This window comes from Parasutterella sp. (assembly GCF_057870745.1).
The window spans coordinates 1-6,988 of sequence record NZ_DBMALT010000076.1; the positions used below are offsets into that span (position 1 = coordinate 1).

At 44.6% G+C, this 6,988-nt stretch carries 6 protein-coding genes; 5 read left to right on the top strand and 1 reads right to left on the bottom strand.

All coding sequences use genetic code 11. The annotated features are described in order from the left end of the window. Positions 1 to 182: 182 nt before the first annotated feature. Entirely contained in the window at positions 183 to 1,286 is a 1,104-nt protein-coding gene (locus ACZND6_RS12500; RefSeq protein ID WP_302817730.1) for a porin, read from the bottom strand. A gap of 389 nt (positions 1,287 to 1,675) precedes the next feature. Between ACZND6_RS12500 and ACZND6_RS12505 the strand changes: the two genes are divergently transcribed. The 5 genes from ACZND6_RS12505 (at position 1,676) to ACZND6_RS12525 (ending at position 6,527) form a co-directional block, all read left to right on the top strand. After that, the gene (locus tag ACZND6_RS12505) at positions 1,676 to 2,365 is read left to right on the top strand and encodes a nucleoside recognition domain-containing protein (protein ID WP_008812268.1); all 690 of its coding nucleotides are present in this window, start codon (positions 1,676 to 1,678) and stop codon (positions 2,363 to 2,365) included. Further along, positions 2,358 to 2,837: a YjiG family protein gene (locus ACZND6_RS12510; RefSeq protein ID WP_418805417.1), complete on the top strand. Its 480-nt coding sequence runs from the start codon at positions 2,358 to 2,360 to the stop codon at positions 2,835 to 2,837. Before ACZND6_RS12505 ends, ACZND6_RS12510 begins: the two co-directional genes overlap by 8 nt. A 463-nt stretch (positions 2,838 to 3,300) precedes the next feature. Continuing rightward, a complete protein-coding gene (locus ACZND6_RS12515; RefSeq protein WP_008812266.1) occupies positions 3,301 to 3,576 on the top strand; it encodes a hypothetical protein in 276 nt (91 codons plus the stop codon). 189 nt (positions 3,577 to 3,765) lie between these two features. After that, the gene (locus tag ACZND6_RS12520; RefSeq protein WP_008863257.1) at positions 3,766 to 5,541 is read left to right on the top strand and encodes a ribonucleoside-diphosphate reductase subunit alpha; all 1,776 of its coding nucleotides are present in this window, start codon (positions 3,766 to 3,768) and stop codon (positions 5,539 to 5,541) included. 2 nt (positions 5,542 to 5,543) lie between these two features. Beyond that, positions 5,544 to 6,527, top strand: coding sequence for a ribonucleotide-diphosphate reductase subunit beta (locus tag ACZND6_RS12525; RefSeq protein ID WP_008863258.1), 984 nt, complete (start codon positions 5,544 to 5,546; stop codon positions 6,525 to 6,527). Positions 6,528 to 6,988 lie beyond the last annotated feature (461 nt).

Here is a 6,988-nt window from a genome sequence, read left to right on the forward strand (position 1 = left end):
GTGAATGCGGAACCGGTGATCTACCGCTGGAAATGGAAGCTTGAAGACATCGAGTCCGCATTTACTTAATTGATAACGTATTTATAGATTGAACTACTAGACAGCTTTTCCTGCGACCAAGTCCCATAAAGAAGACGGGGAGCCGAAGCTCCCCGAAAGTTCTTATCTAATCTTTTATGAGATTAGAAACTATGAGTCATACCGACTGTGGCATTCCAACCGCGAAGGTCGTCAGTACTGTGTTTCAAAGCCTTCCCAGCCGTACCCCATGCGGCCTGTGTGTACATTAAAGTACGTTTAGAGAAGTGGTAGAAATAAGCTGCGCCCATGGAGAAGGAATTAAATTTGTTTTCCTTGTCAGGTTCGGAACCATTCTTATTCTTACCGAAGGCAAACTGTGTCTGCAGCATGACTTCTCCGCCTAAAGCATTAGTAGAGGCGGACAATGCAAAAGCGTGATAATCGTTGGCTTTGCCATTGTTGTACTTGTTTTGTAAGGCTTTGCCTTCTGCAGTCTTCGTATCGAACTCCACACCTGGCAGAGGTGCATGCAATGCGTATTCATAAGCGCCATAGAGTGTGAAGGCGCCAAAGTTATACGAAGCCCCAAGATTAAGGAGCTGAGTTGTCTTATTCTTGTCCTCTGCTCCTTTATAGTCCAAAGCTTCATAGATCAAATCAGCATTCAAAGGCCCGTTACCGTAAGTCAAACCGGCACCGTAGTAATGCTGGTTGTAAGACCATTTGTTTTCATCGCTCGTACGACCGTTGGAGTACATGAAATGACCCTGGAAGCCGTTGTATTCCGGAGTAAGGTAAATGATAGAGTTGTCGTATCTATCGGTGAGATAGAAAGCGCTGTACATGCTGCCGATCGTCTGGAAGGAAGTGGTGTAAGGAGCGCCCCCTAAAATCGAATAAGAACCGCAGTCAGAGGATAATGCGCCGAAACGACCGAAAGCTACCGTACCCCAATCGCCTGTAACTCCGAGAGCAGCCTCACGGCTAAATGCTTTACCGGCTTTAGCTTCATTGCCGTTGCTTAAACTAAAACCTTGTTCCAGTTTGAAGAAAACGGAATTGCCGTTCCCAAGGTCTTCAGAACCTTTGATACCCCAGCGATTGCCCATCCAGTTGCCGTTTGACATCTGAACTTTTGTGGAGTCACCGTGTAATTTGCTAACCGTAACGCCTGCGTCTAAAACCCCATACAAGGTTACGTTAGAGGCTGCTGTTGCATAAGAAGTTGCAGCAAGAAGAGCAGCTGCTAAAAGAGTTTTTTTCATTGCGAATCCTAGAGAAGTAAGTTAACAACGCTTTTATCTTATAAATAAATGTTTCAAAATTTAGCTTTGTCAATAGTTTTTTAAACCTTTCAATTAAAAACTTCCGATCCTTCCGTGTTTAAAACAGTAATTTCAGGGTGTTACATCCCAGTAATATCTCTCTTTTAGAGAAGAAAAGTAAATTGTTCGACCCCGTTCAAATAATTAGAATTTTCAGGTTTTCATTATTTGCGAAATTTTTCTTCAGAAATGAGCTTCTAAAAGATTAAATTTCTCTATGTGCTAGGGAAAACTCTGACATAATTTTCATCTGACAAAGGTTTTTGATGGGCCCAATTGTTCTATTCTGTTTCCGTTGATTCATTTTTTAACGATTACAGGAGTACCTCATGTCCCCAGAAACTTTAACTGCTTCGGCCGGCGTACAAGCCCAAGAAGCGGAAGAAGCCGAAAAAGTAGGTGTAGGCGCATATATCTCACTCTTCTTTGCCATGTGCTTCTTTTCCGGTGTCTTCTACAAAATGCCAGATGCATATCGCTGGCTCGGTGCTTTTGACTTCACTACGTTGATCGGCAAATTCGGGTCAGTTTCCGGAGCCGCCACTTTCGTCGGTAAAGGCGGTCTTAGTGCACGAGCCGGTTTCCTTTTTGCTCTATCTCTGGTTCCCGGCGTGATGTTGGCTTTGGGACTTTTGGAAGTTCTTTCCCACTACGGTGCTTTAAAAGCAGCCCAAAAGTTGATGACCCCGCTGCTTCGTCCGATCCTTGGTGTCCCGGGTATCACGGGTTTGGCTCTTATTACTGACCTCCAAAGTACCGACGCCGGTGCGGCTCTGACTAAGGGGTTGGTCGATTCCGGAAAGATTTCTAAAGAAAACTTGGTTGTGATTGCAGGCTGGCAGTACGCAGGTGCAGGTTTAATTAACAACTATTTCTCTATCGCATCTGCCCTCTTCATGGCATTCCTGGTTCCTGTTTGGATCCCGTTAGTCGTGATGTTCTGCCTCAAGTTTGTCGGCGGTGTTTTCGTCCGCTTCTGCCTCAAGACTTTCTATAAGAAGGATTTCCAAAATGCCTAATGCAACAGCCACACAAGTCAAAAAGAGCAATAATCCTTTTGATATCTTCATTACGGGCCTTAGAAAAGGTTTTAACGTCGCCATTAACAACTTAATGCCTAATGTGCTGATGGCTTTCGTTTTGGCTTATATCCTTGATCTTTTCGGCGTCATGGCTTTCTTAGGTAAAGTTTGCGGCCCGGTCATGAGCATCTTTGATCTTCCCGGTCAGGCCATTACCGTTTTGTGCGCCACTTGGCTCTCCTGCGGGGCCGGGGTCGGTGTTGCAGCCAGCCTGCTCGCCAGCGGCACCCTTAATGCACATGACATCACCATTCTTTCTCCGGCCCTCCTCCTGATGGCTTCCCAGATTCAATACATGGGCCGACTTCTCGGTGTTGCCGACGTTCCTAAAAAATACTGGCCGCTGCTTATGTTCAACAGCCTCCTGATGGCTTCCATCGGCATGCTCATCATGAGATTCATTGTCTAGTAAAACTCTTTATCCATAGGCGTCCGAATTAAGACGTATTAGACCCACCTTTCCCGCTCCGCAACATCAATCTGGAGCGGGATTTTTTACTTCAAGGTCCCGGGCCGGTGTCAAAAATCTCATCGGTTAACCGCAGCGCAAAGACAAATATTCTCCTCAGTTAAGGTACTTTTCTTTTAACTTAGAGCTTTCTGTCCTCACCTCAGAGGACAAAAAGATGTCAAATTTTCTTCTCTATGTTGCTTATTTCTCACTAAAAAATTGATTGAAATTTAGTGCTTTTCAATCGTGAAGGCGGATTCTCATCTTATGAAATAGCGCTATTGCAATATGTAATTTATGATTTATTTTGTCAGTGTTAACACCTATTTTAGGAAATTATTTTCGTAAAATCGCTTTAGTTTGAATTTTTATGTCATTATTAACCCGTAAGAGATATTAAATTTTCAATCGGAGATGTCTCATGAACATTCTTATTAAAGAAACAGGTGAACTTCGCTCTCTCTCGTTCATTGATTGGCACGACGGTCAGGAATACACAGAACAACTGATCTCAGCCTCCGGAGAAGACCCAAACTTCCTGTTTGATCAGGATGGCGAAGTTTTTATGACGGATGCTCCTACCTTTAGTAAGTGGAACGCCTTCTTCAGAAGCCATTACGATATCGAATCTGTATGCGCAGCACTTGGCCTGCAGCCGATTTCCAAAGCTGAATACGATCCGTTCGTACACCTCTAATTTCTTCGTTTTCTGATCCAAAAGGTTGGGCTCCGGCCCAGCCTTTTTTTGTTCTCATTTCTGGTAACAAGCTACTTCTGAAAGTGCTTTTGGAAGCCAAGCTCATCCCTTCTGAATGTACAATCGAAGGCCGCACAAAATTTCTAGTTTTAAGAAAAACTCTTTTAAATCTTAAGGTTACATTAACAAATGGGCATTGAAATTGATCTCGAACGCGATTCATTATTAGGAGAAGTTTCGCGTAAACGCCTTCGTGAAAGTTACATGAAGGAAGAAGAGCAGAGCCCGCAGGAACGCTTTGCAACGGTAGCAGAAACATTCGCAAGTAACCCTGCTCATGCTCAGCGTATTTACGACTACGCCTCCAAGCATTGGCTTTCCTTCTCGACCCCTATCCTTTCTTTCGGCAGAAGTAAGAAAGGACTCCCTATCAGCTGCTTTGAAGTTTATATGCAGGATACAGCTGAAGGTCTTGTCAATACATTATCCGAAGTCAACTGGCTTTCCATGCTGGGCGGCGGGGTTGGCATCCATGTAGATATTAGAAGCGCAGACGATAAGTCCGTCGGCGTAATGCCTCACTTAAAAATCTATGATGCAGCTTGCCTTGCTTACCGTCAGGGCAGAACTCGCCGTGGATCTTATGCAGCTTTTCTTGATGTGGATCATCCCGACATCATTCAATTCCTGGAAATGCGTAAGCCGACGGGTGACCAGAACTTAAGAACTCTTAATCTGCACCACGGAGTAAACATCTCCGATAAATTCATGCGCTTAATTGAGAAGAGTATGGTTAATGCGGATGCCGATGATTCTTGGGAACTTCGTGATCCTCACTCTCACCGTGTGGTAGAAGTGGTATCCGCCAGAGATATTTGGCAGCGCATCCTTGAGCTCAGAATGCAAACCGGTGAGCCTTACATCGTCTTTATTGATGCAGCGAATCGCGCCCTTCCCTCTTGGCTCAGTGACAAGGGCTTAAAGATCCATGGCTCGAATCTTTGTACAGAAATCTTTTTGCCGACCAGCGAAAAAAGAACTGCCGTTTGCTGCCTTTCTTCCCTGAATCTGGAATATTTTGACCATTGGAATACCAATGAACAATTCATTCCGGACGTAATGGAATTTTTGGACAATGTCCTCCAATACTTCATTGATAATGCTCCGAACTCTGTCGAAAGAGCTCGTTATTCCGCTCTGCGTGAAAGATCTATCGGTATCGGAGCATTAGGATTCCATGCTTACCTGCAGTCCAAGCGAATTCCGATTGAATCCGTTTTAGCCAAGTCGATTAATTACCGCATGTTCTCTCATATCAAAGAGGAATGCGCTCGCGGCGATGAGATTCTTTGCGAAAAACGCGGTCCTTGCCCGGATGCAAAAGATGCCGGCATTCCAAGACGCTTCTCTCATTGGAACGCTGTTGCTCCGAATGCTTCTTCCAGTTTGATCATGGGCGCAACATCGCCATCGATCGAACCGATCCGTGCGAATATTTATCGTCAGGACACACTTTCCGGTGCTCATATTATTAAGAACAAGATGCTTATTCCTGTTCTTGAAGAGTACGGGTTAAACACTGATGAAGTTTGGACAAGCATCACTGCGCATGACGGTTCCGTTCAGCATTTGGAAGCATTGCCTCAAGTAATTAGAGATGTATTCAAAACCGCTCAGGAAATCGACCAGCGCTGGCTTATTGATCTTGCTGCTGACCGTCAGGAATTTATTGATCAAGGTCAATCTCTGAATCTCTTCTTCCCGGCTGATGTTTCTATAGCCTATCTCCATGCCTGTCACTTCCTCGCATGGAAGGTTGGTTTGAAGAGTCTTTACTACTGTCGAAGCGACAAGCTCCGCAAAGCTGATAAGTTAGGCGAAAAAGTTGAAAGACATCGTCTTGAAGAATCCATCAACATGCGTGAAGTTCTCGAGAATTCCAGCTGCCTTGCCTGTGAGGGATAGTGATGAAATCCAGTTTGACGAAAAGCCGTAATTATTACAAGCCCTTCTCTTATCCATGGGCCTATGACGCATTCATGGCCAGTGAGCAAATGCACTGGCTTTGGACAGAGGTTCCGATGATCGAAGACATCAAGGACTGGAAAAATGTTTTGACTGACGGAGAGAGAGACTTTCTGACTAAGGTCTTCCGTTTTTTCACACAGGGCGACATTGACGTCAGCTCTGCTTACGTCAATACCTACCTGCCCTTTTTCCCGACCCCTGAAATTCGCATGATGCTCTCGAGCTTTGCCGCTCGAGAAGCGGTGCACATCGCAGCCTATTCTCATTTGATCGAGACGATCGGTATGCCGGAAACTGTTTACAACGAGTTCCTGCAATACGAAGCCATGGCGGAAAAGCACGATTTCTTCCACGGTCTCGCCGAAGACCAGCAGGAGAACATCGCTGTAAAAATGGCTGCTTTTTCTGCCTTCACGGAAGGTATGCAGCTGTTCTCAAGTTTTGTGATGCTTCTTAACTTCACAAGAAACGGCACCATGAAAGGCATGGGGCAGATCATCGCCTGGTCCATCAATGATGAAACTCTTCACACGGAAAGCATGATCCGTTTATTCCGTGAATACATTATTGAGAATCCGGAACTTTGGACCGACTCTCTGAAGAAGCGCATTTACGACATCGCCGAGAAAATGATCGAGTTGGAAGATGCATTCATCGACCTTGCTTTCGGCGTCAATGACATGAGCAAACAGAATCTGTCTCCTGCAGATGTGAAAGCTTACATTCGCTGGATCTGCGACCGCAGACTTGCCGCAATGGGCATGAAAGAGATTTTTAAAGTAAACGTCAATCCGCTTCCTTGGGTCGATTCCATGCTTGGTGTAACGCACACCAACTTCTTTGAAAACAGAGTTGTTGACTATGCCAAGGGAGCCTTAAGCGGTTCTTGGGGAGATGTTTGGGGACAAGCAGGAACCAAATAATACGTCCAGCAACTAACGCTTCAATTCAATAGGAGACCCGCGCGGTCTCCTTTCTTTTTATTTACGCCATCATTTGAGTTTCAACTTCTGCCTAAACAGGACTCAGTTTCCAGCTTACATATATGTGAACATGTTCACACTCAAAAAACAAGTTGAAAGCTACGAATACTGCATCAAAAGAAATCTAGGTAAGACAGAACAATAAATCGACTGTTGTATAAAACATACAACAATTAGAAACATTTGTAAGTTGTGCCCAACTTGCGCACATAGAATTGTTTCGTTAAGATGCACGTCCTGTCGCTGATGCACAATGCAGCAACGACAGACGGAAATGAAGTTTTACATTTGAAGTTATTTAGTCGCTTGACAGAAAATTTTAAACGAGTAAAATTTCAATTCTTCGCTCACGAAACTGAGCGGCGGCGAAAGCCGAAATGATCTTTAAAAATTTATCGACG

What these genes read in the sequence shown, in the direction of transcription:
- ACZND6_RS12500 (WP_302817730.1), bottom strand. Translation starts at nt 1,286, where the DNA reads ATGAAAAAAACTCTTTTAGCAGCTGCTCTTCTTGCTGCAACTTCTTAT.
- ACZND6_RS12510 (WP_418805417.1), top strand. Translation starts at nt 2,358, where the DNA reads ATGCCTAATGCAACAGCCACACAAGTCAAAAAGAGCAATAATCCTTTT.
- ACZND6_RS12505 (WP_008812268.1), top strand. Translation starts at nt 1,676, where the DNA reads ATGTCCCCAGAAACTTTAACTGCTTCGGCCGGCGTACAAGCCCAAGAA.
- ACZND6_RS12525 (WP_008863258.1), top strand. Translation starts at nt 5,544, where the DNA reads ATGAAATCCAGTTTGACGAAAAGCCGTAATTATTACAAGCCCTTCTCT.
- ACZND6_RS12520 (WP_008863257.1), top strand. Translation starts at nt 3,766, where the DNA reads ATGGGCATTGAAATTGATCTCGAACGCGATTCATTATTAGGAGAAGTT.
- ACZND6_RS12515 (WP_008812266.1), top strand. Translation starts at nt 3,301, where the DNA reads ATGAACATTCTTATTAAAGAAACAGGTGAACTTCGCTCTCTCTCGTTC.